General features: G+C 65.7%; 24 protein-coding genes and 1 pseudogene. 10 read left to right on the forward strand and 15 right to left on the reverse strand.

What is annotated here, in order from left to right:
• Window positions 1-62 precede the first annotated feature (62 nt).
• The 3 genes from KQ310_RS08710 (at window position 63) to KQ310_RS08720 (ending at window position 5,220) form a co-directional block, all read left to right on the forward strand.
• Window positions 63-1,559: a bifunctional orotidine-5'-phosphate decarboxylase/orotate phosphoribosyltransferase gene (locus KQ310_RS08710; RefSeq protein WP_259721358.1), complete on the forward strand. Its 1,497-nt coding sequence runs from the start codon at window positions 63-65 to the stop codon at window positions 1,557-1,559.
• A gap of 133 nt (window positions 1,560-1,692) precedes the next feature.
• The gene (locus tag KQ310_RS08715; RefSeq protein WP_399237987.1) at window positions 1,693-1,929 is read left to right on the forward strand and encodes a DUF3136 domain-containing protein; all 237 of its coding nucleotides are present in this window, start codon (window positions 1,693-1,695) and stop codon (window positions 1,927-1,929) included.
• A gap of 132 nt (window positions 1,930-2,061) precedes the next feature.
• Complete coding sequence (locus tag KQ310_RS08720; RefSeq protein WP_259721360.1) at window positions 2,062-5,220, forward strand: efflux RND transporter permease subunit; 3,159 nt, start codon at window positions 2,062-2,064, stop codon at window positions 5,218-5,220.
• A 190-nt stretch (window positions 5,221-5,410) separates the two neighbouring features.
• Here KQ310_RS08720 and KQ310_RS08725 read toward each other — a convergent pair whose 3' ends face one another.
• The 5 genes from KQ310_RS08725 to KQ310_RS08745 form a co-directional block, all read right to left on the reverse strand.
• Window positions 5,411-6,367 carry a cation diffusion facilitator family transporter gene (locus KQ310_RS08725; protein WP_259721361.1) on the reverse strand — a complete coding sequence of 319 codons (957 nt, stop codon included), beginning with the start codon at window positions 6,365-6,367 and terminating at the stop codon, window positions 5,411-5,413.
• A gap of 186 nt (window positions 6,368-6,553) precedes the next feature.
• Complete coding sequence (locus tag KQ310_RS08730) at window positions 6,554-8,338, reverse strand: GGDEF domain-containing protein (RefSeq protein WP_259721362.1); 1,785 nt, start codon at window positions 8,336-8,338, stop codon at window positions 6,554-6,556.
• 169 nt (window positions 8,339-8,507) lie between these two features.
• Complete coding sequence (locus KQ310_RS08735) at window positions 8,508-9,077, reverse strand: hypothetical protein (RefSeq protein WP_259721363.1); 570 nt, start codon at window positions 9,075-9,077, stop codon at window positions 8,508-8,510.
• A 40-nt stretch (window positions 9,078-9,117) separates the two neighbouring features.
• Entirely contained in the window at window positions 9,118-9,699 is a 582-nt protein-coding gene (locus KQ310_RS08740) for a hypothetical protein (protein ID WP_259721364.1), read from the reverse strand.
• A gap of 468 nt (window positions 9,700-10,167) precedes the next feature.
• The gene (locus KQ310_RS08745; RefSeq protein WP_311134725.1) at window positions 10,168-10,479 is read right to left on the reverse strand and encodes a DUF6737 family protein; all 312 of its coding nucleotides are present in this window, start codon (window positions 10,477-10,479) and stop codon (window positions 10,168-10,170) included.
• A 69-nt stretch (window positions 10,480-10,548) separates the two neighbouring features.
• Between KQ310_RS08745 and KQ310_RS08750 the strand changes: the two genes are divergently transcribed.
• Window positions 10,549-11,292 carry a DUF3598 family protein gene (locus KQ310_RS08750; protein WP_259721365.1) on the forward strand — a complete coding sequence of 248 codons (744 nt, stop codon included), beginning with the start codon at window positions 10,549-10,551 and terminating at the stop codon, window positions 11,290-11,292.
• A 73-nt stretch (window positions 11,293-11,365) separates the two neighbouring features.
• Here KQ310_RS08750 and KQ310_RS08755 read toward each other — a convergent pair whose 3' ends face one another.
• The 7 genes and pseudogenes from KQ310_RS08755 to KQ310_RS08780 form a co-directional block, all read right to left on the reverse strand.
• Window positions 11,366-11,758 carry an MAPEG family protein gene (locus KQ310_RS08755; RefSeq protein WP_259721366.1) on the reverse strand — a complete coding sequence of 131 codons (393 nt, stop codon included), beginning with the start codon at window positions 11,756-11,758 and terminating at the stop codon, window positions 11,366-11,368.
• Window positions 11,759-11,854: 96 nt separating this feature from the next.
• Window positions 11,855-13,369 carry a 1-acyl-sn-glycerol-3-phosphate acyltransferase gene (locus KQ310_RS08760; RefSeq protein WP_259721367.1) on the reverse strand — a complete coding sequence of 505 codons (1,515 nt, stop codon included), beginning with the start codon at window positions 13,367-13,369 and terminating at the stop codon, window positions 11,855-11,857.
• A 5-nt stretch (window positions 13,370-13,374) separates the two neighbouring features.
• Entirely contained in the window at window positions 13,375-14,292 is a 918-nt protein-coding gene (locus tag KQ310_RS08765; protein WP_259721368.1) for an alpha/beta hydrolase, read from the reverse strand.
• Window positions 14,293-14,376: 84 nt separating this feature from the next.
• Complete coding sequence (locus KQ310_RS08770; RefSeq protein ID WP_259721369.1) at window positions 14,377-14,817, reverse strand: glucosylglycerol 3-phosphatase; 441 nt, start codon at window positions 14,815-14,817, stop codon at window positions 14,377-14,379.
• A 28-nt stretch (window positions 14,818-14,845) separates the two neighbouring features.
• Window positions 14,846-14,947, reverse strand: a pseudogene (locus tag KQ310_RS16025) (hypothetical protein); the annotation flags it as partial.
• Window positions 14,948-14,990: 43 nt separating this feature from the next.
• Window positions 14,991-15,215, reverse strand: coding sequence for a glucosylglycerol 3-phosphatase (locus KQ310_RS08775; RefSeq protein WP_259721370.1), 225 nt, complete (start codon window positions 15,213-15,215; stop codon window positions 14,991-14,993).
• Window positions 15,216-15,302: 87 nt separating this feature from the next.
• A complete protein-coding gene (locus KQ310_RS08780) occupies window positions 15,303-15,518 on the reverse strand; it encodes a hypothetical protein (RefSeq protein WP_259721371.1) in 216 nt (71 codons plus the stop codon).
• 393 nt (window positions 15,519-15,911) lie between these two features.
• Between KQ310_RS08780 and KQ310_RS08785 the strand changes: the two genes are divergently transcribed.
• The 6 genes from KQ310_RS08785 to KQ310_RS08810 all read left to right on the forward strand — a co-directional run bounded on the left by KQ310_RS08785 (window position 15,912) and on the right by KQ310_RS08810 (window position 19,662).
• Complete coding sequence (locus KQ310_RS08785; protein WP_259721372.1) at window positions 15,912-17,558, forward strand: mechanosensitive ion channel family protein; 1,647 nt, start codon at window positions 15,912-15,914, stop codon at window positions 17,556-17,558.
• A gap of 72 nt (window positions 17,559-17,630) precedes the next feature.
• A complete protein-coding gene (locus KQ310_RS08790) occupies window positions 17,631-17,939 on the forward strand; it encodes a hypothetical protein (RefSeq protein WP_259721373.1) in 309 nt (102 codons plus the stop codon).
• Window positions 17,906-18,226: a mechanosensitive ion channel family protein gene (locus KQ310_RS08795; RefSeq protein ID WP_259721374.1), complete on the forward strand. Its 321-nt coding sequence runs from the start codon at window positions 17,906-17,908 to the stop codon at window positions 18,224-18,226. The genes KQ310_RS08790 and KQ310_RS08795 overlap by 34 nt, the downstream gene beginning before the upstream one ends.
• Window positions 18,223-18,390, forward strand: coding sequence for a hypothetical protein (locus tag KQ310_RS08800; RefSeq protein WP_259721375.1), 168 nt, complete (start codon window positions 18,223-18,225; stop codon window positions 18,388-18,390). Before KQ310_RS08795 ends, KQ310_RS08800 begins: the two co-directional genes overlap by 4 nt.
• Window positions 18,365-18,592, forward strand: a complete 228-nt coding sequence (locus KQ310_RS08805; RefSeq protein ID WP_259721376.1) for a hypothetical protein — start codon at window positions 18,365-18,367, stop codon at window positions 18,590-18,592. Before KQ310_RS08800 ends, KQ310_RS08805 begins: the two co-directional genes overlap by 26 nt.
• A gap of 281 nt (window positions 18,593-18,873) precedes the next feature.
• Complete coding sequence (locus KQ310_RS08810) at window positions 18,874-19,662, forward strand: hypothetical protein (RefSeq protein ID WP_259721377.1); 789 nt, start codon at window positions 18,874-18,876, stop codon at window positions 19,660-19,662.
• 5 nt (window positions 19,663-19,667) lie between these two features.
• On the opposite strand, the gene KQ310_RS08815 is transcribed toward KQ310_RS08810, so the two are convergent.
• The 3 genes from KQ310_RS08815 to KQ310_RS08825 are packed head-to-tail and all read right to left on the reverse strand — an operon-like array spanning window position 19,668 to window position 22,962.
• Complete coding sequence (locus KQ310_RS08815) at window positions 19,668-21,524, reverse strand: V-type ATP synthase subunit A (protein ID WP_259721378.1); 1,857 nt, start codon at window positions 21,522-21,524, stop codon at window positions 19,668-19,670.
• Window positions 21,521-22,264 (reverse strand): DUF2764 family protein, encoded by a 744-nt coding sequence (locus tag KQ310_RS08820; protein WP_259721379.1) that lies wholly within the window; start codon window positions 22,262-22,264, stop codon window positions 21,521-21,523. Before KQ310_RS08820 ends, KQ310_RS08815 begins: the two co-directional genes overlap by 4 nt.
• The gene (locus KQ310_RS08825; protein ID WP_259721380.1) at window positions 22,261-22,962 is read right to left on the reverse strand and encodes a hypothetical protein; all 702 of its coding nucleotides are present in this window, start codon (window positions 22,960-22,962) and stop codon (window positions 22,261-22,263) included. Before KQ310_RS08825 ends, KQ310_RS08820 begins: the two co-directional genes overlap by 4 nt.
• Between the last annotated feature and the right edge of the window lie 9 nt (window positions 22,963-22,971).

Below are 22,971 nucleotides of genomic sequence, written 5' to 3' on the forward strand. Positions count from 1 at the left end.
TGTCAGGCCGGTGCCTGGTGCAAAGCGGCCGGCTTAGCACCCATCCATGCCGCCCCCCGCGCGTGGGCTTTTTCGTTTCCCTCACCGAAGCCATCGCCGAGAACCAGTCGCTGCTGGTGACCGGACTGGACCCCAACCCGGAGATGTTGCAGAACTGGGTGCAGCGCCGCGGCATGGCGGGCCGTTCCTTCCTCAGCCAGGCCCGCTCGTGGATCAAGGAGGTGGTGGAGGCCACCGCCCCCCATGTCTGCGCCTACAAGCCCAGCCTCGGCTTCTACCAGGCGCTCGGTCCGATCGGCCTGGAGCTGCTGCGCGAGGTGCGTGAGCTGGTGCCGCTCAGCATCCCCTTGATCATCGACGCCAAACACGGCGACCTCAACACCTCCTCGGCCCTGGCGCATTACCTGTTCCGCGATCTGGGGGCCGACGCCGTGACCCTCTCCCCCCTGGCCGGTCAGGACATCGCCGCCCCCTTTCTGCTCCATCCCTCCCGGGCAGTGGTGGTGACCTGCCACAGCTCCAACGCCGCCGCGCGGGTGCTGCAGCACCATCCCGACGAGACCAACCCGCTCTACCTGCGCATCGTGCGCGAGTGCCAGCTCTGGGCCACGCCGGAGCAGTTGCTGCTGGAGGTGGGAACAAGTGATCCGGAGATCCTGGCCCGGGTGCGCCAGGAGGCGCCGGAGCGGTTTCTGATCCTGCGCAGCCTCTGGGGGGAGGAGGAGCGCCTGGAGGCGCTGCTGCAGGCCGGCCTTACCGCCGCTGCCGATGGCCTGCTGCTGCCGCTGCCCCAGAACATGCTGGTGGAAGACGACATCGGCCCGCGGGCCGAGCAGCTCAAGCTCCGGATCGAGGAACAGCGGTTGCGTTGCCTCGAGGCCCGACCGATCGGTGGCGACGGCTCCTGCCAGCTGTGGTTGCCGCAGCCTGAGGCGGCCGTGGATCCGATGGAGGAGCTGATCGTGGATCTGTTTGATATCGGTTGTCTGCTGTTCGGTGAGTACGTGCAGGCTTCGGGGGCCGTGTTCAATTACTACATTGACCTGCGGCAGATCATTTCCGATCCCAATCTCTTTCACCGGGTTCTGCATGCCTATGCCGAGGTCATCGAGGGGCTGCCGTTTGATCGCATCGCCGGCATTCCCTATGGATCTCTGCCCACGGCCACTGGGTTGTCGCTGCAGCTGCACAAGCCACTGATTTATCCCCGCAAGGAAGTGAAGGCCCATGGAGCCCGCCGCTTGATCGAGGGGGATTTCGACCCTGGTGATCGTGTGCTGGTGGTCGACGACATTCTGATCACTGGCCGTAGCGTGCTGGAAGGCATCGGCAAGCTTGAAAGTTCGGGCCTGATCGTTGACGACGTTGTCGTGTTCATCGACCACGGCGGTGTCGCCGATTCCAGCGCCCGCGAGCGGCTGGATGCGGCAGGAGTGCGTTGCCATGCCGTGCTCGACATCGATCGGATCACCGCGGCCCTGCGGGCTGTGGGCCGCATCGGCGAGACCGAGCTGGCGGTGCTCGAGCACAGAGCTCCGGCCACCGCCTCCCCGGCCTGATCGGCGGGTGCCTGCGCCTGTTGCGGTTGTGGCGCAGCGTTGGTAGCGACCGTTACCGAAAATTGAGGGTGCCGCAGCCAACCCGTAGGGTGGTCAATGACCGCAATCAACCCTTTGGGTTGCACGGAGGCCTATGACCAGCGTCAAGCCCGTCACAGGAGTGTCTCAGACTCTCACAATCGGGGAGCTGGAAGCGAATTATTCCCTCTACTGCAAGGCCATGCGCCTGCTGCTCAAGGAGGGCAAGGCGATTGAAATGATCAAGCGCACGGTCTGCTGGAGTCGCCTGGAGCAACTGCATACCTGTCTGCCCAGCCGTTACAAATCGCCCGATTATCTCTATGTCGTGCTGAAGCGGGACATCGGCTGAGTCTCCTCACCCCAACCTCCACCCCCTCGCGCTGAACGGCCCTTTCCGGCAGGATCTCAGCGTCTGCAGCCAGTCCGCTTTGCGGCAGCTGTCTGACGCTCTCTTGAGACTCCCCCCTGCGCTGCTGCCGTCTTGAAGTCGGTCTCCGATCCCTTCCTGCGCCGTCCGGTGCTCACTCTGGTCTGCAGCCTGCTGGTGCTGCTGGTGGGCCTGGTGAGTCTGGGGGGGCTGCCGATCGAGAATCTGCCGCCGATCGCGCCGGGGCGTGTCACGGTACGGGCCAGCTACCCCGGTGCCGGTCCTGAGGTGGTGGAACAGGGGGTCACGAGCCTGCTGGAGAAGCAGCTCAACGGGCTGGAGCGACTCGATTCGATTCGCTCGGTGAGTTCCTCCAACGGCAGCCTGATCACCCTCTCGTTCGAGGGTGGTGATCCGGAGATCAACCAGATCAACACCCAGAATGAAGCCACGGTGGTGGCGCGGCAGTTGCCGGCCCAGGTGGTGCGTTTCGGCGTTCAGGTGAGCCGCAGCTCCGATGACCTGCTGATGGTGCTGAGCTTCAGCGCCGACCGCAGCCAGTACGACGACGCGTTTCTGAGTGGCTGGGTGGAGCAGACGGTGCGCGATCGGCTGCAGCGGGTCAACGGTGTGGGGGAGGTGGGTCTGTTCGGTGGCAGCTCCCTGGCCTTCCGGCTCTGGCTCGACCCCGCTGCCCTCGAGGAGCGCAACCTCACGATCAAGGACGTCAGCGACGCTCTCGAAGACCAGAACGTGCTCGCCACCCTGGGCCAGGTCGGAGAAGCGCCATCGCCCGCCGATCAGCTGGTCACCCTGCCGCTGCGGATGGAGGGTCGTCTGCGCAGCGTCGCAGAACTGGAGCAACTGGTGGTGGCCCGCAGCGGCAATGGCGGCATCACCCAGTTGCGCGAGGTGGGGCGGGTGGAGCTCGGCAGTGAGTCGTACGACACGATTGCCACCAACCTGGCCGGCGATGCCGTGGTGGCGATCGGCGTGTTCCAGCGCGATGGCAGCAACGCCCTGGAGGTGGGCCGGGCGGTGCATGCTGCTCTCGATGAGTTGCGGCCCCGCTTCCCGCCCGGGGTGGAGCTGCAGCTGATCGTCGATGAAGCCGACAACGTGCGGGCCAGCATCGACCAGACGTTGGCGAGCCTGCGGGAAGCCGTGCTGCTGGTGTTCCTGGTGCTGCTGCTGGGCCTGGGCAACAGCCGCCTGGCCCTGATCACCGCCGCGGCGGTGCCTGTCGCCCTGGTGGGATCGCTCAGCGTGCTGCTGGCGACCGGCACCTCGATCAACACCCTCAGCCTGTTCGGCATGGTGCTGGCCACCGGTCTGGTGGTGGACGACGCCATCGTGGTGAGCGAGGACATCGGCCGACGGCTCGAGAACGGCACGCCGCCGATGCAGGCGGCCCGCGAAGCCATGCACGAACTGGGTGGGGCCGTGATTGCCACCTCTCTGGTGCTGGTGGTGGTGTTCCTGCCGATCCTCACCCTGTCGGGAAGTCTGGGCCGCCTCTATGCCCCGATCGCCATCGCGATCAGCGCGGCGATCGTGTTCTCGACCTTCAACGCCCTCACCTTCACCCCGGTGGCCGCCAGCCGGCTGCTTCACTCCGAGCGGCGCGAGCCTGCCTGGCTGGCCCGCTGGATCACCCCTCCCCAGCGCTGGCTCGAAGCGCTGGAAGCTCCCTACGGCCGCTGGCTGGATCGGGTCATGGACCGTCCCCGGCCGGTGCTGGCCTTGCTGCTGGTCGGTCTGCTCTGCACCGGCGTGGCCCTGCAGCAGCGGCCCACGGCCTTCATCCCCCAGGAGGATGGCGGCCAGCTGCGTGCCGCGGTGGTGCTGCCCGATGGCGCGGCCCTGCCCCAGACCCAGCAGGTGATCGAGCAGGTCCGGAAGGTGATCGCCGCGGAACCTCTGGTGGCCAGCGGCAACTTCTATGCCGGTCGCTCCTTCGGAGACAGCAGCCCGAACAAAGGCAGTGTGTTTCTGCGGCTGCGACCGATCGAGGAGCGACCCTCCGCCGATCAGAGCAGCGCCGCCGTGGTGGAGCGGCTCAGCGCTGCCCTGCGCAGCCAGGTGCGCAACGCCCTGGTTCAGCTCAGCGAAGCCCCCACGGTGCGGGGATTCAGCAGCGAGGGTGGCCTGGAGCTGGAACTGCTCGACACCAGCGCTGGCCAGCTGAGCCTCAGCGATTTCCAGCGACAGGCTGAGGCCTTCATTGCCGAAGCTCAGGCCAGTGGGCTGTTCGAGAGGGTCTCCACCCGCTTCTCCGCCGACGCGCCCCGCCTGCTGCTGGTGCCCGACCGGCTGCAGATGGCGTCGCTTGGGGTGAAGTTGTCCGATGTGGTGGACACGCTCGGGGCCAGTTTCGGCAGTGATTACGTCAACGACAGCTTCGAGAGCGACGAGGTGCGGCGGGTGATCGTGCAGCTCGATGGTCGCCATCGCGGCGATCGCCGCGACGTGCTCTCCCTGCGCGTGCGCAGCCGCGAGGGACAGCTCATCCCCCTGGCCCAGCTGGTGCGGGTCGAGCAGGACACCGGCCCCACCACGATCAACCACAGCCGCCTGGCGCGGGCTATCTCGATTCGGGCCCTGCCCAAGCCGGGGGTGAGCACGGGCCAGGCAATGGCAGAACTGGAGAGGCTGGATCAGAGCCAGGGCACCAGCACCGACCTGGAATGGGCAGGACTGGCCAGGGAAGAGCGCAAGGCGGGCGGGGGCAACCTGCGGGTGTTCGCCCTGGGGGTGGTGGTGATGGTGATGGTGTTGGCCGGCCTCTACGAGAACTTCGCCGATCCGTTCATCATCCTGATCACGGTGCCGCTGGCCCTGTTGGGGGCGGTGCTGGGCCTGGCCCTGCGCGGCCTGCCGCTCGATGTCTACGGCCAGATGGGCCTGCTGGTGCTGGTCAGCCTGGCCGCGAAGAACGGGATTCTGATCGTGGAGTTCGCCAACCAGCGGCTGGCGGAGGGCATGGAGCTGCAGGCGGCGATCCATGGCGCTGCCCTGGCGAGGGTGCGACCGATCCTGCTCACGGCGATCTCCTCGCTGGCTGGATTTCTGCCGTTGCTGTTTGCCAGTGGTGCCGGCTCAGCCAGCCGGATCAGCATTGGCACCGTGGTGTTCTTTGGCCTGTTGGTGGCCACCGTGCTCACCCTGTTCGTGGTGCCGGTGATCTACCGATTGGTGAAGGGCTGGGAGCGTCGCGGTCTGGAGCGGCGCCTGGAGAAGAGCCAGGCAGCCCTTGCCGGTGAGCAGGGCTGAGCGGAGCCTATGGAGAGGGCAACAGTGCAACGTTGGTTGCCGCACATCACACCAGCAGCATGATCAGGGCACCTCGAACAATCGCCCGTGCTTGGGACCACCGGATCGGGGTCGCTCAAGCCAGGTAATGAGTTTCACCCGGTGCATCCGTTGCGGAAGCGGAATTTTCCGAGGTGCCCTCAAGAGTGATTCACGCTGGTGGCGGCTCACCCGGCTTCATCCATTCCAGTTCCAGGGTGGAGTGATCGATGCCCAGCTCGGCTAAGCGCTCACGGGCCTGAGCCAGCAGCGCCGTATCGCTGACTCCGTTGTTGCGGCAGCGCAGATGGGCGGTGAGGGCTGTGCGCGAGGTGCTCATCGCCCAGATGTGCACGTGGTGGGCTGTCTCGACGCCTGGCAGCTCCTGCAGAGTCTGGCGCACCAGGTCCAATTCAATCGGTCGCGGCACACCATCGAGGTTTACCAGCACGGCTTCCCGCATCAGCCCCAAGCCGCTCCAGGCCACGGCCAGGCCAACACCGACCGCGGTCATTGGATCGATCCAGGACCAGCCGGTGCAGCTCACCAGCACGGCGCTGACCAGCACCGCCGCCGATACCGCCGCATCGGTGAGCAGATGCACCACGGCGGCCTTGCGATTGAGATTCTGGCCGTGGTCGTGGCCGAACAGGCGGGCCGAGAACAGGTTCACCAGGATGCCCGCTGCCGCAGCCCAGATGACCGGCGTGCTGCTGATCGGCTGGGGATCCCGGAGCCGCTGAAGCCCCTCGACGATCACCACCGCGGCGGCCATCAGGATCAGCGTGGCATTGATCAGGGCGGCCAGCTGGGTGCTGCGTCCGAAGCCGTAGGTGAAGCGGCCGCTGGCCGGGCGGTCGCTGAGGCGCTCTGCCCCCCAGGCCAGCAGCAGGCCAGCCACATCGCCAAGGTTGTGGATCGCATCGGAGATCAGGGCGAGCGAGCCGAAGCCGAGGCCGATCACGATCTGCAGGCCGGAAAGGCCACTGTTGAGCAGCACGCTCCAGCGGAACGCCGATCCCCTGGCGCTGGATATCCCCTGATCGTGGCTGTGTCCTGGGCTGTGGCTATGCCCGTGGCTGTGGCTGTGGCTGTGGCTGTGGCTGTGGCTGTGGTCGTGGGTGGGCATCACCGCCGTTCGCTCAGGACTTGCGGCCGGGGGTGTCGCTGGGCCGCAGAACCAGCACCACCGAACCCGCCACGATCAGAAGGATGAGCCCCAATCCGGCCAGCACCGGCAACAAAACGTCGTTGTCCATGTCAAGGCCGGGCTGCCGCACGCCCCATCCTGACGGTGCGGCAGGGTTTCGGCCAGTCAGCCCAGCGTGACCTGGTTGCGACCGTTCTCCTTGGAGGCGTAGAGGGCCGCATCGGCGCGAGCCATCAGGGCTTCGGCGTCATCCTGGTCGGGGCGGTAGGTGCTGAGGCCGAGACTGATGGTCACCTGCACGGCCGTGCCATCGAGGGTGGTGACAGTGTCCGCCACACCGAGGCGTTGCAGTTCGGCGTAATTGAGACCGGCTTCGCTGGAACAGTTCGGTAACAGGATCGTGAATTCTTCACCGCCGCTGCGGCAGAAACAGTCGGTGGCCCGCAGGCGGCTGCGGATCGCATCGGCGACGTTCACGAGCACGGCGTCGCCCATGGCGTGGCCGTAGGTGTCGTTGACGCGCTTGAAGAAATCGATGTCGAAGCAGAGATAACTCAGCTCGCCTTCTTGTCGATCGGCGCGGGCAATTTCTTCTTTGAGTCGGCGAATTAGTTCCCGGCGATTGTAGCAACCAGTGAGTGGATCGGTGGTGCTCAGGTGATGCAGTTCCTGGCGGGAGCGTTCGAGCTCGATGTTCATCTCCTCCAGCTCCCGATTGAGCCGGTTGACGCGCACCAGTCGACTGTTGATCAGCTTCACCATGGCATTGAGCTCCAGGATGACCGAGGTGGCCAGGCTCGGGACCGCGTAAAGGCTGGCCTTGCCGCTGCCCTGCCGGGCCTGGTGGCGGAAGATCGGCGCCAAGACCTTGACGAACTGCTGATCGAGGCTGCGGCCCAGCCAGTGGCTGAGCAGGGCGCCGATCAGGATCACCCAGGCCATCAGGCTCACGGTCTGGGTGGTTTGCCGTTGCAGGGCCTGGATTGTTTCGGCGGCGGCATAGGCCACGGTGATCCGGGTGGAGGTTTGTCTGGATTGGTGATTGCCCAGGCTGGCCTCGTAGATCCAGTAACCCTGTTCGAGTCTGCGTCTCCATGGCTGACGATTTCGTGGAATCTTCAGCATCAGATCCTCCCGCGGAAGGATGGCTTGCTTGAACGGTTCGTAGCCCTGGTTCAGGGTATCGAAGAGTTGGCTATCTGTAGCCAGAATCTCGCCATTGCTACGGCGGATCCGAACTTCCATGCGCTCCACTCCATCGGGTAGAGCCCGCTGCAAGAAGGCAAACTCCTGATTTGACATTGTGATGGCTCGATTGGCGAGCAGGCTCAGCATGTGCCGCTCTTTCTGCTGCAAGCTCAGTTGAAGGTTGCCCGCCAACAGGGAGCTGACTGCAAAGGTGGGAATGGCGATCGCAAGCAGCACGATGCTCATGCTCAATCCCCGGATTGAAATTCCCTTGACAACGATCTTTCCGGGATATCGGAATTTCACAAGCAGATAGAGTGTGAAGCCGATCGTGGTATTCACGACGTTGTTCACGCTCTGCACCAGCGCCTGTGTCAGACCATCGACGCTGCTCAGGTTCGGCAGCAAGATATGGAACAGCAGGATGATTGGAATGCCGGCGATCAGCCAGAAGCCAACATCCGCGAGGATGATGCGGCCATTATCGGCATTGCGCCGGCCATTATTGAGGCGATCCAGAAACAGCTTCAGCCATACCACCTCCAGCAGAACCACCGGGATGCACCAGGGCCCCTGTGTCCAGGTTTCCGCCAACGCCTCGGCGGCCCCCACCAGGACACCCCACCAACCGAAGCGCAACACGGCGAAGACGGTGGCAATCGATCCCAGTTGCCAGTGGGCTCCAAAGAACGGGTGGAGTGGCAGCAGGCTTCCTGCCGCTGCGCCCACGGCCAGGAGGGCGATGGCCCAGTGGTCACGCAACCATTGCCTTGGCCTGAAGCCAGAAGCCCAGCGCATCGTTCCGCTTCCGTCTGGTTGGATGCAATCTTGCCCCCGATCGGATTGCCCCCAATCGGATTGCGCTGGATCGGCCTGATCGATTCGTCCGGATCAGCCGCGCTTCGGGTGATCCTGGGACGTGGCCCTTGTTTCAGCGGTAGGGCGCCAGGCCGAACCCCTCGCTTTCGCTGCGCCCGGCCCCTGGTGATGGCATGACTCCTGAAGGCGCCGCGTAGGACCGGATTGCGATGCCGTTGCCGCGGCGGCCACCGGTGGCGCTGCCGCCTTGACGCAGCTGGGCCAGCAGCGGATCACAGCCCCCGGCACCCCCGATCATCTGCTCGACCTGGCGGGAGGACACCCCCGTTTCCCATCCCCTTGGCCAGCCCCGTCGCTGCGCCTGATGGTTGAGCAGGCTCCGGGCCTGGTTGCGATCGAGTTGGCCGTCCGAGAGCAGGCACTGCACCACGGCCACGCTGGCCAGCTGTTCGGATGCTCCGGATGGGGCGGCCGTTGGAAAGCGGGGCCGACTGCCGCCGCCGCCGAGACCGGGAATGCCGAAGCCGCCGCCAAAACCACCGCCAAGTCCACCCCCAAGTCCACCACCAAATCCACCACCGCCAAACCCGCCACCGCCAAGGCCAGGCCCGAAGCCGCCAAGCCCCAGGCTGGAAAACTGACTCAGGGCCGCCATGGCCAGGGAGAGAAGCAGGTTGTTCATGGTCGAATCCAGGCGTGCTGAGAGAGAGGGGAGGGAGGCGTTAGCCGCAATAGCGTTCAAACAGTTGGATCACCTGCGATGGGGGCAGCTGGGCGGTGTACCGGGCCTCCAGTTCTCCAGCGCGTTCGCGGGCTGGATAGAGGCGCAGGGATGCCAGATCCTCTGGTGATCGTCTGGCCAGAGATTGGGCCATGGAGCGGTGGTAAGTCGAATCGGTGATGGCACCGCCACGGCAGGCCTGCATCCGATGGGTGGCCTCATGGGCCAGGGTGTTCCAGACCGCCTGGGGGCTGTTATGAACCCTGCAGATCACGATCGTGTCGCTGCCGTGGTTGTAGAGGCCCTGCAGCCCCCGCTGACCGCAGTCGCGTTGCACCACCTGCACCCCGGCGCGCTTCAGCAGCAGCCGCAGGCGATCGATCGATTCCCAGTTGGTTGCGCCTGCCGCCGTTGGGGCGAGGGCCAGGCTGATGGTCGCCGCTCCCAGAAGCGCCAGCACCAGGTTGCGGATCAGACCCCGTCCGTTGGGCTTTGCAGGCGCGGGTGTCTGGGGATCGGGGCGGCTGTGGGGCATGGCCAGTGGCTGGCGACCTGGGCGTGGAATGAGATGGGATCGAGTCATGGCGGCAGGTGAGCCACCTCTTCACTGTCCGTCCAGAGGGGCCCGTCAGGTGTGACTTGCCGCCACCAAGGTGTGACCGGATGTGACCACGAAGCCAGCTGGAGCTGCGCCATCGGTTCCGCCTACACCGCGTCCCCCCTGTCGACGTTGGCCAGCAGCCAGGTGCCGACTTGCCCGGGAGAGAGGGAAAGACAGGGTCCAGCACAGCCTCCGCAAAAGAACGTTACAATTCTCACAATCTTTGCGCAGAGCAGACGTGGGTGAGCTGGTCGATGTGGGTGGAAGCCTCCAGGGCGGCTTCGGGATTGTGTCTGGGATGGTCAGCCTTCTCGCCCTCGGCCTCTATGCCCTTCTGCAGGGTGATCGGGAGAACAACGATGACGACGACAACCACGGCGGCGGTTTGATGCAACCAGTGGCCTGAGATCCCAGCCCGTTCTCGGAAGCATTACTCCCAGTGGTGCCCTTTCAGCCCTGCCCAAGGATGTCTGGCTTTTCGGGTTCCATCTGGGCTCGATAGGCCGCTGGAACCAGCACCAGGAACAGCCCCCACCAGAGCAGCACCCCCGAGGCCACAAGGCCGCTCAGCCACCAGCGATGCAGCAGCCACCAGCTCGCCGCCACCGCCACCACTCCCGTCAGCAGGATCGACCAGGGCTGGCACCACCAGGGCTTGGTCGACCAGATGCCCGGCCCTGCCGGCGCAGGGGTCGATGGGACTGGCGGCAAGCCTGAAGGCGGGTTGGACACGGTGGGTTCGGACGCGGAGGTTTCGGACACGGAGGGTTAGGACGCGGTGGGTTCGGTCACAACCGTCCTGGAGGCTCACGACCCTCCCATGGTCTCTTCATGGCCGCCCGTCAGCTCCACCCCACGCCCATGACCACCAACGCGCCGCCTCAACCCGCCCGTTCCGGCCAGGAGCCAACGCTGCCGTATGGCAGTCAGCGGCGCATCACCCTGCTCCAGCACAACGCCGGCCTCTGGGAGGGCAGCTTCATCCGGCTCGACGGCCAGGGCCACGAGCTCGACCGCTTTGCCAGCCACCTGGAGGTGCAGGAACGAACGATCGGACCTGAGGACTTTGCCCTCCCCGAGATCGAGGCGGCTCTCACCAACGGCAGCAGCGGCGCGGTGCGCACGATGCGCTTCCGCGAACCCCCCTCGGAGATGCAGATCTCCCCAGATGGCCACTGGAGCCTGGGCCCGAGCCGGATCGGCCCCTGGACCTGGGTGAGCGAACTCTGTGTGGTGCTGGGCGATCGGCGCCGCCGGGTCGTGATCGAGCTCGCCGCCGATGGCCTCTCCAGCCTGGTCTATGTGAACGAGGGGCGACCGGGCCGGCAGGATCCGGTTCCACCAGCTCCGCTTCGTCTGCCGCCTCCCACCACCGTCTGGCAGGCCAACGGTCTTTCGCTGCTCCGCTGGCAGCCGGAAGCGGATGTGCAGATCGACATCCCGCTGCAACGCCAGCCCGATCAACCCCAGATGGTGGCCCTGCAGTGGCAGCCGGCCTGGGCCCGGCAAGGGGCTCGCATCGAGCGGCGTCACGATCGCTATGGGCTGCTCGAGTCGATCAGCGCCAGCGCCTGAGAATCTCAACATTGATTGCAGCTGTGAGGCCAGGTTGATCCCAGCTGTGATCGCAGCGGTTCAGCCCAGCGGTTCAGCCCATCTGTGCCACCACGCCCACGAAGGCCCTCACCAGCAGGGCCACGCTGACCAGAAGGGCGATGCCGAAGCCGGGGCCACGCTTTTCCGGCGCCTGCATGTAACCCACCGCATAGGCAATCCGCGCCCCGATCCACACGAAGCCGAGGGCGCAGGCCACGCCGGCCTGATTGAGGCTCACCGCCATCCAGAAGGTGGGCAGGAAGAACACCAGCTGCTCCAGAGTGTTCTGCTGCACCCGCAGGGCGCGCTCGAAGCCCTCGGGTCCGGTGGTTGCGGGGGGCTTGACGTGGTGCTGAACCCGCGCCCGGCCCACCAGCAGGGTCGTGGCCTGGTAGAGCACCAGGGCCAGGATGGTAACCAGAGCAGGGAGGGGCGGCAGGCTCATCGGAACTGGGCGGCAGAGGCCTTGGGTCTTGCGGATGCTCTCATGGCCAGCCGGTTCCACCCCTCACCCTTGGCCAGATCCCCTGGCCTTCCTGGATCAGATCAACGCCTGCTCGAAAGCCGCCTGGATGCGGGCGGTGATTGCTGCGGTCCGTTGCCGCTGGCGTCCGCCGTTGCCGGGCCCAACCGGCGCTGCGGCCGGAAGCGGCTTGCCTTGCGGTCGCAGCCGAATCGGATCGGCCACCGTGAGGCGCACCTGCCTAGCCCCGAGCCCTGGCCGGCGTGGTAGCCGGACCCCCTGCAGCCTCTGCAGTGCATCGTGGAGCAACAGAGCAGTTTCTGCGAAGCGCTCGAAGCTGGGGCGGCTGGCCACGTAGTCGCCCGACACCGCCACGAGGCCCTCCGCCAACCGCATGTGCCGCAGGGCCATGGCCGCGTCGCGGGCAAGCCAATCGGCCAGAGCGCGATCCAGGGGGGACAGATGGCGGCGGAGCGGCAGATCCTCGCGGAACTGGCGCCGCCAGCCTTCCTCCTCCAGCCGGCGGCAGCGTTCTTCGGGGGTGCCGCCGCCGCTGAGACCGAGGCGGTTTTCCGCCAAGGCCAAGGCCCGATCGAGCAGCGCCCGGATCCGCTCACCCCGGCCGGGCGAATCTGCGGTACTCCCCTGCGCGGCAGTGGCTGGGGTCCCAGGACTGGGCTGCGGAATGAGACGTTCGTAAAACCGTTCGAGCTGCTCCAGCAGTACGTCCCCGATCGCCAGCAGCCGCGGGTAGAGCCGCAGCGCCTTGTCCGTGCTGGCCGAATGGTTCGTGCTGACCGCATGGTCTGTGCTGACCGCTTGGTTCTGGATGGCCGCGTTGTCTGGCGCTTCATCCTTTGGCCTCGTTCCGGCCCGATCGGTTGCCAGACCCACCAGCAGCTCCAGCCGCGCCAGCAGGTTCTCCAGTGCCCCCCAGTTCTGCCGGCAATAGCGGTACTGCAGGCTGATCGGCACGATCCAGACAGCCTCGCTGCGGCCGGCACGGTCCAGGTCCTGCACGCACCACACGCCCAGCTGGGCCACGCCGTTCTCCAGGGGGCCCAGCTGTTCGCCATGGCCGTTGGTCGCCCCCTCCGGTGCCACCGCAAAGGGACAGGTGCCATCCAGCACCAGGTGGCGACTGGTGCGCAGGGCCGTCCAGTCGGGGCGACGGCCGCGCCGCAGCGAGACTCCGCCCAGGCGGGACAGCACCCAGCCCAGGCCGCGTCCGCCCCAGAGCGGCATGCCGCGGTCGTACAGGAACTGGGCATGCAACGGCAGGCGCAGATGCACACCGCTGCGGTGGGCCAGGGCCGGCAGCCCGCGGGAGAGCAGCCACAAGGCGGAGAGGGGGTCATCCACCTCCCCATGGCGGAACGCCAGGATCAAGCGCAGCTCTCCGGCCTGAAAGCGCTGGAACGCCTCCATCAGCCGCTCCCCTTCCACCAGCTCCAGCGCTTTGATCCGGGCCGGCAGCCACACGAACCAGCGGAAGCGCAACAGCAGCGGCAGCAGGCCGTGCAGCAGACGCACCATCGCCAGGTTCAGCCGGGGTGGGATCGGTTCCAGTCCCTGGCCGGTGCGTTCAGGCATGGGCGTCACGGCGATCCCGCTGGCGTCGCCAGCAACGCCTCGATCCAGCTCCGCAGGTCGGCCAGAGCCTCCTGGCGATCCAGATCGTCGAAGAGTTCGTGGTAGCTGGCCGGGTAGAAGCGCCAGGTCTTGCTGCCTTCCGGCACCGCTGTGAAAAACCGTTCGGCCCCTGCCGGCGGAGTCACCCCATCGGCGCCGCTCTGCAGCACCAGCACCGGCAGGGTGAGATCGGGGGCCTGCTCCTGAAGATGCCGCGCCACCGCCAGGAATTCCGTGGCCAGCCGCGCTGAGCAGCGGCTGTGGCGGTAGGAGTCGCGGCGATAGGCCTCCAGGCGAACCGGATCCCGGCAGGCCAGCTCCAGGGGAAAGCCGGTGGAGAGGCTGAAGGCCGGCCAGATCCGCGACAGCACCCGCGCACAGAGCAGCCGCCAGGGCGCCACGCCGGTCTCTCCGACGGCAGGATTGGACACCACCACGCCCACAATCGGCGGACTGGCTCCTGCCCCAACCGAAGCAAGGGCGGCATCGAGCACCAGCGTCCCCCCAAGGCTGTGGCCGATCAGCAGACAGGGCAGCCCCGGGCAGGCCGCGGCCACCTCGCCGGCAAGGAAGTGATCCAGACAGAGGCGGTAATCGGTCCAGGAACCCACCAGCCCCCGGGGCCCCTCGGAACGGCCATGGCCCGGCAGATCAAAGGCGAACACCTCCAGCCCCAGCCCCACCAGCTCCTGAGCGAGTTCCGCAAACGGGCCGCTGTGGCCGCCGATGCCGTGCACCAGCACCACCGTCGCCCGCGGCGGCGGCGCCCCGCTCCAGCGTTGCCGATAAAGACGCAGGCCTACGGGCGCCAGGCTGGTGGCGGTGGTCCACCAGCCCTCCTGCCAGCGCACCCCAGCGTCCGGGGCAGAGCCCGGGTCCGGCATGTCCTGTGGGGAGAGGGATCGGGACGGCTGGGGCATCCGTCTGGCCGGTGAGGGGACTCGTCCATCATCAGGAGGTGATTCTGCTCAGAATCGTTGTGCAGCTCCACCAGCACTCAGGGCTGCAGCCAGCCGCGTGAACAAATCGGTGTAGTGGCGATGGCCGCCGGCGAAGTGGTCGTGGAGGGTCAGCGGATCGGCGGGATCGCTGATCCCCTCCCCCAGACCGGGCCGCCCCACCTCGCCGTGGCTGCTGTCCACGAACAGCACCACGTTGTCGGTGCCGAACTGGCGGCCGAGATCCTGAACCAGCCTCAGGAAGCCCCGATCACTGCCGCCCCGCAGCCGTTCGCCACAGCCGGGCTTGGTCGGCTGGGAGGTCACCGTGTCGCCGACGCCCACCAGCTGCGGCAGCCTGGCCGGATCGAAGCCCTCCTGCGCCAGCCGCAGCAGATCCGCATGGCGGCGGTGGGCCGTGCGCACGTGGCGATTGAGCAACACCAGCACGCCGGCCTTTCTTGAGCGCACCGCTCAGCATGAACTGGAAATCGGTGGTGCCGGCATCGCTCGCCTGGCCGGGCCTGAGCAGTTCGCGGCCGCCTCCTGCTCGAGCAGACCCTCCATGAGGGCGGCCATGGCCTTCTGCAGCCGGCCCCACAGATCCGGTTCTGCCGCGAAATGCGGGAAGAGGGTGTTGATGTTCAGGCAGGGGAGACCTGGTTGTCCAGCACGGTGGTCAGGTCCTCGCGCAGCCGGATCGGCAGACGCTCGAGAAAGCTGAGTTCGGCATCGCCCACGGCTGCTTCGCCGCTGGGATTCATGCCGCGGCGACCGCCGTGCTCGCCGTTGGTCAGCACGGCAAAGCTCCCTTCGATCGCCTTGCAGGCCCGCAGATAGGAAGGATCAACCCTGCAGCAGCTGGTCATGGTCGCCGCTGAAACCGGTGCTGCTGAGCAGGGAGATTGCCAATCGCCACGGGCTGGGATCCTGCCTCCATCATCGGGGCCCGCTGCTCAGACCCAGCGCTTGCCATGGAGCTGAGCCATGGCTGATTCCGCGGCCCGCAGCTCGCGTTCGGTCTCCATCCAGCTCTCATTGCCGATCGGCAGGAGCTCCACCTGCTCGGCCAGCTGAGCGTGCAGCACCTCCAGCCGCTCCCGCAGGGCGGTCAGCCGCGAACGAGAGCGCAGGGTAGGCATCTGCAGCGTGGTGGCACGGGCAGGGGCCACGGGATACGCAACCGAGAGGCTCGATGGATGGGAGGGCGGTGGGATGTCCATGGGGACCTGTTGCGGAGAACAAGCGACTCGGTCCGGCTGAAGACCCCACTGGCACGGCTTCACCGATCCAGCAGGCTCCGGACTGTGACACGTCCAAGGCTGTCCCATCCGCTCCAGCCCTGGAAGGCGATCTTAATAATTAGTTTGGATTTGGCCTGGTCGCAGGGGTGGGATGGTGGCTGCAGATCCTGGGCTAGGTGTCAGCACCGGGCATCGACCTCTGAAGAGAACGGCATGGCTCCAACCCGTCGCGCTTCTCCATGGCGATGCCTCCAGAGATGCCACAAGCGAGGCCGCCAGCGGCTGCGTCGGTTTCTGGTCCCCATCGTTCTGGCGGCCTGGTTGGCGATCACGGCCGGAGTGGGGGGGCTTCAGGGGGTTGGCGCCACATCGCTCTGGCCGAGTCCTGCCGAATCCAAAGCACCGGCAGCGACGGAAACGGCAGGGGCGCTGACCAATGCCGCCTCCCTGGCGGCGGGGCCCGAGCCGGTGGAACTGGACGGCCGCTCCCTGTTCCGCGTCTGGTCGTCGAACGAGTTCAGTGCCGAGCAACGGGTGGAGCCGGTCAACCGCATCCTCCAGCAGGCGGTGCTCTCCCGTCGCCCCGTGCAGCTCACGATCCGGGAGCGCAACAACCTGCCGGTGCTCTCCCTTGATGGCCAGGTTCTGCTCACCGTGACCCGGCGCGATGCCCCCGATGGGCTGGATCCGTTCACGCAGGCCGAGCGCTGGAAGGCGGAGCTGGAGCAGGCGATTGAGCAGGGCCGCCGGGAGCGTCAACCGGATCACGTACGCCGCAGTCTGGCGCTGGCGGCAGGTTGGCTGTTGCTGGCCTGGCTGGGACAGCTCGCTCTGGGCTGGCTGGCCCGGAACCTGGCCCACAGGCATCGTGAGCCGGCCAGTGAGGATCCGGCGCGGCTGATGCGGGTTGAGGGCCTGCACTTCCTGATGCGCAGTGGGGTGCTGGCCTTGAAGATCGGCCTCTGGATCGCCGCCATTGCCTTGGCCGCCCAACCGTTTCCCGCCGCCCGGATCGGTTTTCATCGCGTCGTCACCGCATTGAGCGACAGCCTCGCCTCCCCTTTTCTGCCGTTGGGAGAACGCAGCTACTCCGTTCTGGATGTGGTGGTGCTGCTGGGGTTGTTTGTGCTGCTCACCCGCCTGGTCGGGGTCCTGCAGGGGCTGTTGCGCAGTCGGGTACTGCGCTACACGGGCATCAACGTGGGAGCCCAGGAGGCGGTGGCCTTCGTGGTGCGCTACGGCCTGTTGTTCATCGGCACCCTGGTGCTGCTGCAGCTCTGGGGGCTGGATCTGTCCTCGCTCACCCTGTTCGCCGGTGTGCTGGGCGTGGGCGTGGGCCTCGGCCTGCAGGGCATCACCAAGAATTTTGTGAGCGGTCTGGTGATCATCTTCGAGCAGCCGATCCGGGTGGGGGATTTCGTGGAGATCGGCGATCTGCAAGGCACCGTGCAGCGGGTGAATCTGCGCAGCACCGAAGTGCTCACCCTGGATCGGATTGCCATCATCGTGCCCAATTCCGAATTCCTCGAATCCCGGGTGGTGAACTGGAGCCACGGCTCCACCACCTCCCGCCTGCAGGTGCCGCTGGGGGTGGCCTACGGCAGCGATCCACAAGAGGTACGCCAAGCCCTGTGCGAAGCCTGCGCTGACGTTGACGGCATCCTCAGGGAACCGGAACCGCAGGTGTTCTTCAAGGGCTTCGGTGACAATGCTCTCAACTTCAAGTTGCTGATCTGGATCAATCAGCCACTTCGCCAGTACGAAATCATCAGTGCCCTGAACTACCGCATCGAAGCTGTCCTGCGGCACTACGGCATCACGATCCCCTTCCCCCAACGCACCCTTCATCTCGGTGAAGCTGCCTTGCAGTTACAGCTGCCGCCGGAGCTCAGCCGAGCTCTGCAGGAACGGATTTCAGAGGTTGAGATCAAACCTGGCGCCCCCGCCACGGATCGGCCGCCCAGTTGATTGATTCAGGGGATTGATCCAGTGGAAGAATCCACAGGAGGGATCAACAACACGGTTAACAACACGGTGGCGATGGCTTTGCTCACCGCTCTGGGCGGCATGGCCCTGGGGTTTGTTGTGGTCTGGCTGGCGGCGCGCCTGCACAAGCGCTGGGTGATGCGACTGGTCGGGCGTACCAGCAGCAGCCGCACTGACGACATGCTGGCCAGCCTGGTGTTGAGCACGGTCACACCGCTGGCCTATCTGGAGGTGGCGTTCTGGGGGCGGCAGAGCCTGGTGTCTCAGCTGCAGTCTCTGGCCACTGGTACTGGTGCCTGGCTCGACAGGGTCGTGGAGGCGGTTTTCAGTTGGTCGCGATCGTGTTGGTGGTGCGGCTGGTGAACAGCAGCCTGCTGCTGTTGTTGGGTCGGTCGCTGCGGCGGTTCGGCAAGGACAAGCAGATCGCCACCCTGCAGGGTCTGGCCCCGATGCTCCGCACGCTGTTCTGGTTGCTCGGGGGCCTGGCCCTGAAGGGGCCGGTGTCAAACTTCATCCATGACCTCACGATCCTGCTGGATCAACCCTTCGAGATCGGGCAGGTGTCCAGGTCGGCGACCACTGGGCCTCGGTGGAGCGGGTGGGCATCCGTTCCTCCAGTCTGGGCAGCCTCGGTGGCGGGCGCATCGTGATCAGCAACGAGGATCTGCTCAGCCAGACGATCCGCAAGTTCGGCGATCTGCCCCGACGCCGCCTGGTACACCACCTCCGCGTGGAAGACCAGACGCCGCTGGAGAAGGTGCGCCGGATTCCGCTGCCACTTCGTGCAGTTGGCCAGCAGCGCGCTGGAGTTTGAGTCCGTGTTTTTTGTCCCCAGTGGCGATGATCTGCTTGCCCTCAATCTTCAGGAAGAAGTGAGCCTGCAGATCATGGAACAATTTCAACGCGAAGCCATTGCCTTTGCCTATTCCACTCAGACACTCTTTCTCGAGGGTGGTCCAACTCCTCCGGAAAAGCCTCCTGTCAATTCTCCTTTGGTCATGTCATCGCCGGCCTGATTGTCATCGATTCGTTTTGGCCACAACGGCCTTCCGAAGCAGGGAAGGTGGAGCAGATAAGGCAAGGTCAGAATCACCAGCAAGGCACGTTCACTCTGGCGCCGCGCCATCAGCGGGTTGGTTGAACAGCGTGGCTTCCCTGGGCTGACTGAACGGAGCCGAGACCGAGGACACGATCTGGAGCCGTCAATTCAGTCTGTGATGGCTCTGGACGATCATGGCGTTGACGAGTGTCTTTCCCTACGGTGGGCGCATCTGATGCTCCCCAGGGAGTCGCCTCCATGTTCGAGAGTTCTCCGTCCAGTCCGGCCCGGCTGGATGTGATCGAAGCGGTCCAGCAAGGCTGGGCGGCATTCAGCCGGGCCCCTTGGGTGTTCGTGGGGTTCTCCTTGTTGCTCACGGTGGCCAATGCTGTTTGCAGTGCCATTCAGCGGCTGGGCACCAATGAAGAGGGGCTGCCTACCAGCCTGCCGATGGCGCTGGTGGCAATGGTGGGGGCCCTGGCCGGGGTGATCGTCAGCCTCTGGGGCAGCGTTGCCCTGGTGCGGGGATCCTGGAGCGCTCTGGAGGGGGGGCAACCCAGCTTTGACACCTTCGTGCGCTGGGATGGAGCGGCCATGACCCGGCTGTTCCGCAACGGGCTGGTGCTGGGTGCCTTGCTGGTGTTGATGCTCCTCGTGGCCGGCGGCCTGGCCTTCGGCGTGGCGCAGCTGGGCCAGGTGCTGACAGTCCTGCCGTTGCTGGCAGCTTTGGTGGTGCTGATCTATGTGGTGATCAACCAGAAATTCCTGGCCCAGCTAACCCTGCTGGAGGGACGGGGCCCGATCGACACATTCCAGCGGGGCCGCGCTGTGGTGGATCCGCAGTGGGGCCAGGTGCTGCTGCTGAGTCTGGCCGAATTCGCTGTGATGCTGCTTGGTTTGATGGCCTGTGTGGTGGGAATTTTCGTGGCCATTCCCGTGGTGGCCTGCATCAGCACCGCCGCCTACCGGCAGGTGTTCGGCACCACCGATCTCACCGGCCTGATGGCTGGCAATGACGCCGGACAGGATTCCGCCACCCTGGTCTGAGGTGCTCAGCCGGTGGCCACGGGTTCAGCCGGCCTTGTGGGGGCTGGCCGTTGAGCCTGGGTGGCTGCGAGAGCATGGATCTGTTGCAGAAATCCTGTGTAGGTGGGTGAGCTGGTTGGTGCATAGTTGAGGTTCTTGAACAGACCCGTCAGACGGGTGAAGAAATCACGAACAGCTGTTTTGTCGTTGAAGTGATAGTTGCGATTCACTAGCCCGTAGACCAGGTCGAAGCAGGTCTTCTGGCGCTCAATCGGGCAGCTGGAATCCACCTCATCAAAGGAATCCTGCTGGAGGTACACCATGTCGAGGAACAGAGACTTCTGATACAGGATGAAATCTTCGATGCTGACGCCTTCCTCACCGGTGACCTGAATCATCTGATTCACCGCATCACCGCGCCGTAACAGATCGGTCATCGCCTGCACCCGCTTCACCCAGTCGGGGGCAATATGCTTGGAAAACCAGCCCTCCAGTTGGACGAAGTAGCGCGACCAGGACATCAGAAGGTCGACGGCGGGATAGAAACGCTTGTAGGCCCGATCCGCGCTCAGTCCCAGGAAGGCCTTCACGGTGCTGAGGGTGGACTGGGTGACGGGTTCCTCGAAATTTCCCCCGGCTGGAGACACGGTGCCGATCATGGTGAGGCTGCCGACGCTGCCGTCGTTGGTGCGGATGATGCCGGCCCGTTCGTACACACTCTTGATCGAGGAGTCGAGATAGGCCGGAAAGGCCTCTTCGCCGGGGATCTCCTCGAGGCGACCGGAGGTTTCGCGCATTGCCTGGGCCCAGCGCGAGGTGGAATCGGCGATCAGCAGCACGTTGTAGCCCATCTGGCGGTAGTACTCGCCCAGGGTGAGCCCGGTGTAGATCGAAGCCTCCCGAGCCGCCACGGGCATCGAGGAGGTGTTGCAGATGATGATTGTGCGATCCATCAAGGATCCGCCCGTTTTCGGATCGATCAGTTTGGGGAATTCGGTGATCGTTTCCACCACCTCGCCGGCCCGCTCCCCGCAAGCCACCACGATCACCACGTCCACGTCGGAGTGGCGCGAGATCATGTTCTGCAGCACGGTTTTGCCCGCACCGAAGGGCCCCGGAATGCAACCGGTGCCCCCGCGCGCGATCGGCAGGAACGTGTCGACAATCCGCTGGGTGGTGATCATCGGCTCCTCCGGATACAGCCGCTCACACAATCGCCGCTCCAGCAGGGTCTGGGGCAAGGGTCGCCGCACCGGCCATTCCTGGGTGAGGCTGAGCGAACGGCTGTTCCCCTGGTCATCCCTGATGCGGGCCACAGCCGTGTCGATGGTGAAACTGCCCTGTTGGATCCAGTCGAGCGTGACCTCCCCGGGCTCGTCGAAGGGCACCATGATCTTGTGGGTGAAGCGGCCTTCCTGCACCGTGCCGATCACGTCACCGGCCCTGAGCCGATGGCCCATCCTGGCGGTGGACTGAAACGACCACTTCCGTTCGGTGTCCAGAGGCGCCACGACCGCTCCGCGGGGCAGGAAGGTGCCATAGCCGGCCGCCAACCCGGCGAGGGGATTCTGCAGACCGTCGTACACCTGGCCCAGCAGACCTGGCCCGAGGGTGACCGACAGCAATTCGCCCGATTGCTCGACCGGATCCCCCACGCCCACACCTTTGGTGCTTTCGTACACTTGGGCATCGGCGGTGGTGCCATGCACCCGCAGCACTTCGGCCTTGAGGCGCTCCTGCCGGTCTCCGTCCTTGCGGGTCGGCAGGATATAGATCACCTCATTTTTGAGGATCGGCCGCGGATTGGTGTCGGCCATGGCGATTGTCACCAGATCGTCCTGCACGGCGACCACACGGGCGATGTTGAAGATGGCTTCGGTCATCGGCTGGCAGCGACGGGTTGAGTGGCGGGAGCGGAGCGTGGGGGTGGCGGAGCCTGGGGTCCGTTGGCGATGCCCGCCAGCGAGGCGTTGACGAGATCGCCAAAGCGGGTCACGGCCTTTCGGGCGTCGTAATGGGACCAGCGATCCACAAGCGCCCAGCGGGCCACATACACAACCACCGCTTCAAGATCGAAATGGTGACCGAAGCCAAGCCGGTCAAGATCCCGCCAGATCACCCCGAATAACGCGCGTTCCAGGGTCACCAGATCGCCCGATTCGAGCAGGTGGTTCACCTCGGGAATCCAGGGGTAGACCGCCTCAAGACCGAAGGCCGGTTCCTTCCAACGCCGTTGGATCGTGCCCAGCCACGGACCAAAGCCCCAGGCGGGGCCAGTGGGCGGCTCGCTCTCGCCGCGGTGGCGACGTCGCAGGGCCGCGAGGATCGTACGCAGGTCGAGACGCTGGCTCACCAGCTGGCGCAGGGTGGGGTTTGACACCTCCTTGAAGAACTGATCCGCCGACGCCAGCAGACGGGTATCCACCGGACTGGCCAGGCTGTCGTCATCCCGCACCGCCTGGGAGAGGAAACCCACCATCAGATCCAGGATGGTTTTGTCTTCTGGATGCAGCAGGGTCAGGCGGCTTTCCAGCTTCAGCATCGAGATCGCCGGTGCCCGCGCCTCCAACAGTCCTCCCAGGGGCGGAAGGCTGGCCATCAGGGCCGTGTAACGGGGGCTCATTTCACGACACCCTCCAGCAGGGCCCGGAAACGTGGTTGCAGATGCTGGAGGATCGCCTCGGCCACGGCCGCGTCACTGATGTCGAGCACCACGTCGCGATCCACCAGCCGCAACCGCAGCCCCTGCTGGTGGTCGGACGCGACGCCGAAGGTGACGCCCTCGCGCAGGATCCCCTGGGACACGAGCTGCACAAACCGGGTGAGCACGCCGTTCTGGAGCTCCTGGGGATTCTGGCTGAGTTCGTCGAGGCCGGCGATGTGGCGGGGCAGGATCACTTCGGCTTGCTGGGAGCGGTCGGCCTCGCCTCGAACACGGCCCACCACCTCCACGATCATCTTCTCGAGGATTTCCTGCTTCTGCTGCTCCTCTCCCACCAGCTGGCGCACTTCACCCCGGAACCGCTCCATCAGCTGCGATTTCAGCTCCAGCACCGCATCCCGCAGGGCCAGCGTCAGGGCCTGCTTGCCCGAGTTTTCCAGGGTTTCCGCCTGATGACGGGCCTGCTGCACAATCTGGTCGGCCTGCTGCCGGGCCTGCTCCACCAGACGCTGGGCTTCGGCCCGGGCATCGGCCACCAGCTGATCGGCCTGGCTCCTGCCGGCGTCCACCCCCTGATCGCGCAGACGGGCGATCAGCTCCTCAACCCCCGCAGCCACCTGGGCCGGGGTGTCGTCACGGTTGGCTCGGAACTTGGGCATCGCACTCCA

The sequence above is a fragment of the Synechococcus sp. CS-1328 genome (assembly GCF_025128095.1).
GTDB lineage: Bacteria > Cyanobacteriota > Cyanobacteriia > PCC-6307 > Cyanobiaceae > CBW1002.

What these genes read in the sequence shown, in the direction of transcription:
- KQ310_RS08735 (WP_259721363.1), bottom strand. Translation starts at nt 9,077, where the DNA reads ATGAACAACCTGCTTCTCTCCCTGGCCATGGCGGCCCTGAGTCAGTTT.
- KQ310_RS08760 (WP_259721367.1), bottom strand. Translation starts at nt 13,369, where the DNA reads ATGCCTGAACGCACCGGCCAGGGACTGGAACCGATCCCACCCCGGCTG.
- KQ310_RS08750 (WP_259721365.1), top strand. Translation starts at nt 10,549, where the DNA reads ATGGCCGCCCGTCAGCTCCACCCCACGCCCATGACCACCAACGCGCCG.
- KQ310_RS08755 (WP_259721366.1), bottom strand. Translation starts at nt 11,758, where the DNA reads ATGAGCCTGCCGCCCCTCCCTGCTCTGGTTACCATCCTGGCCCTGGTG.
- KQ310_RS08820 (WP_259721379.1), bottom strand. Translation starts at nt 22,264, where the DNA reads ATGAGCCCCCGTTACACGGCCCTGATGGCCAGCCTTCCGCCCCTGGGA.
- KQ310_RS08810 (WP_259721377.1), top strand. Translation starts at nt 18,874, where the DNA reads ATGTTCGAGAGTTCTCCGTCCAGTCCGGCCCGGCTGGATGTGATCGAA.
- KQ310_RS08815 (WP_259721378.1), bottom strand. Translation starts at nt 21,524, where the DNA reads ATGACCGAAGCCATCTTCAACATCGCCCGTGTGGTCGCCGTGCAGGAC.
- KQ310_RS08765 (WP_259721368.1), bottom strand. Translation starts at nt 14,292, where the DNA reads ATGCCGGACCCGGGCTCTGCCCCGGACGCTGGGGTGCGCTGGCAGGAG.
- KQ310_RS08825 (WP_259721380.1), bottom strand. Translation starts at nt 22,962, where the DNA reads ATGCCCAAGTTCCGAGCCAACCGTGACGACACCCCGGCCCAGGTGGCT.
- KQ310_RS08775 (WP_259721370.1), bottom strand. Translation starts at nt 15,215, where the DNA reads ATGACCAGCTGCTGCAGGGTTGATCCTTCCTATCTGCGGGCCTGCAAG.
- KQ310_RS08790 (WP_259721373.1), top strand. Translation starts at nt 17,631, where the DNA reads ATGGCTTTGCTCACCGCTCTGGGCGGCATGGCCCTGGGGTTTGTTGTG.
- KQ310_RS08725 (WP_259721361.1), bottom strand. Translation starts at nt 6,367, where the DNA reads ATGCCCACCCACGACCACAGCCACAGCCACAGCCACAGCCACAGCCAC.
- KQ310_RS08715 (WP_399237987.1), top strand. Translation starts at nt 1,693, where the DNA reads ATGACCAGCGTCAAGCCCGTCACAGGAGTGTCTCAGACTCTCACAATC.
- KQ310_RS08740 (WP_259721364.1), bottom strand. Translation starts at nt 9,699, where the DNA reads ATGACTCGATCCCATCTCATTCCACGCCCAGGTCGCCAGCCACTGGCC.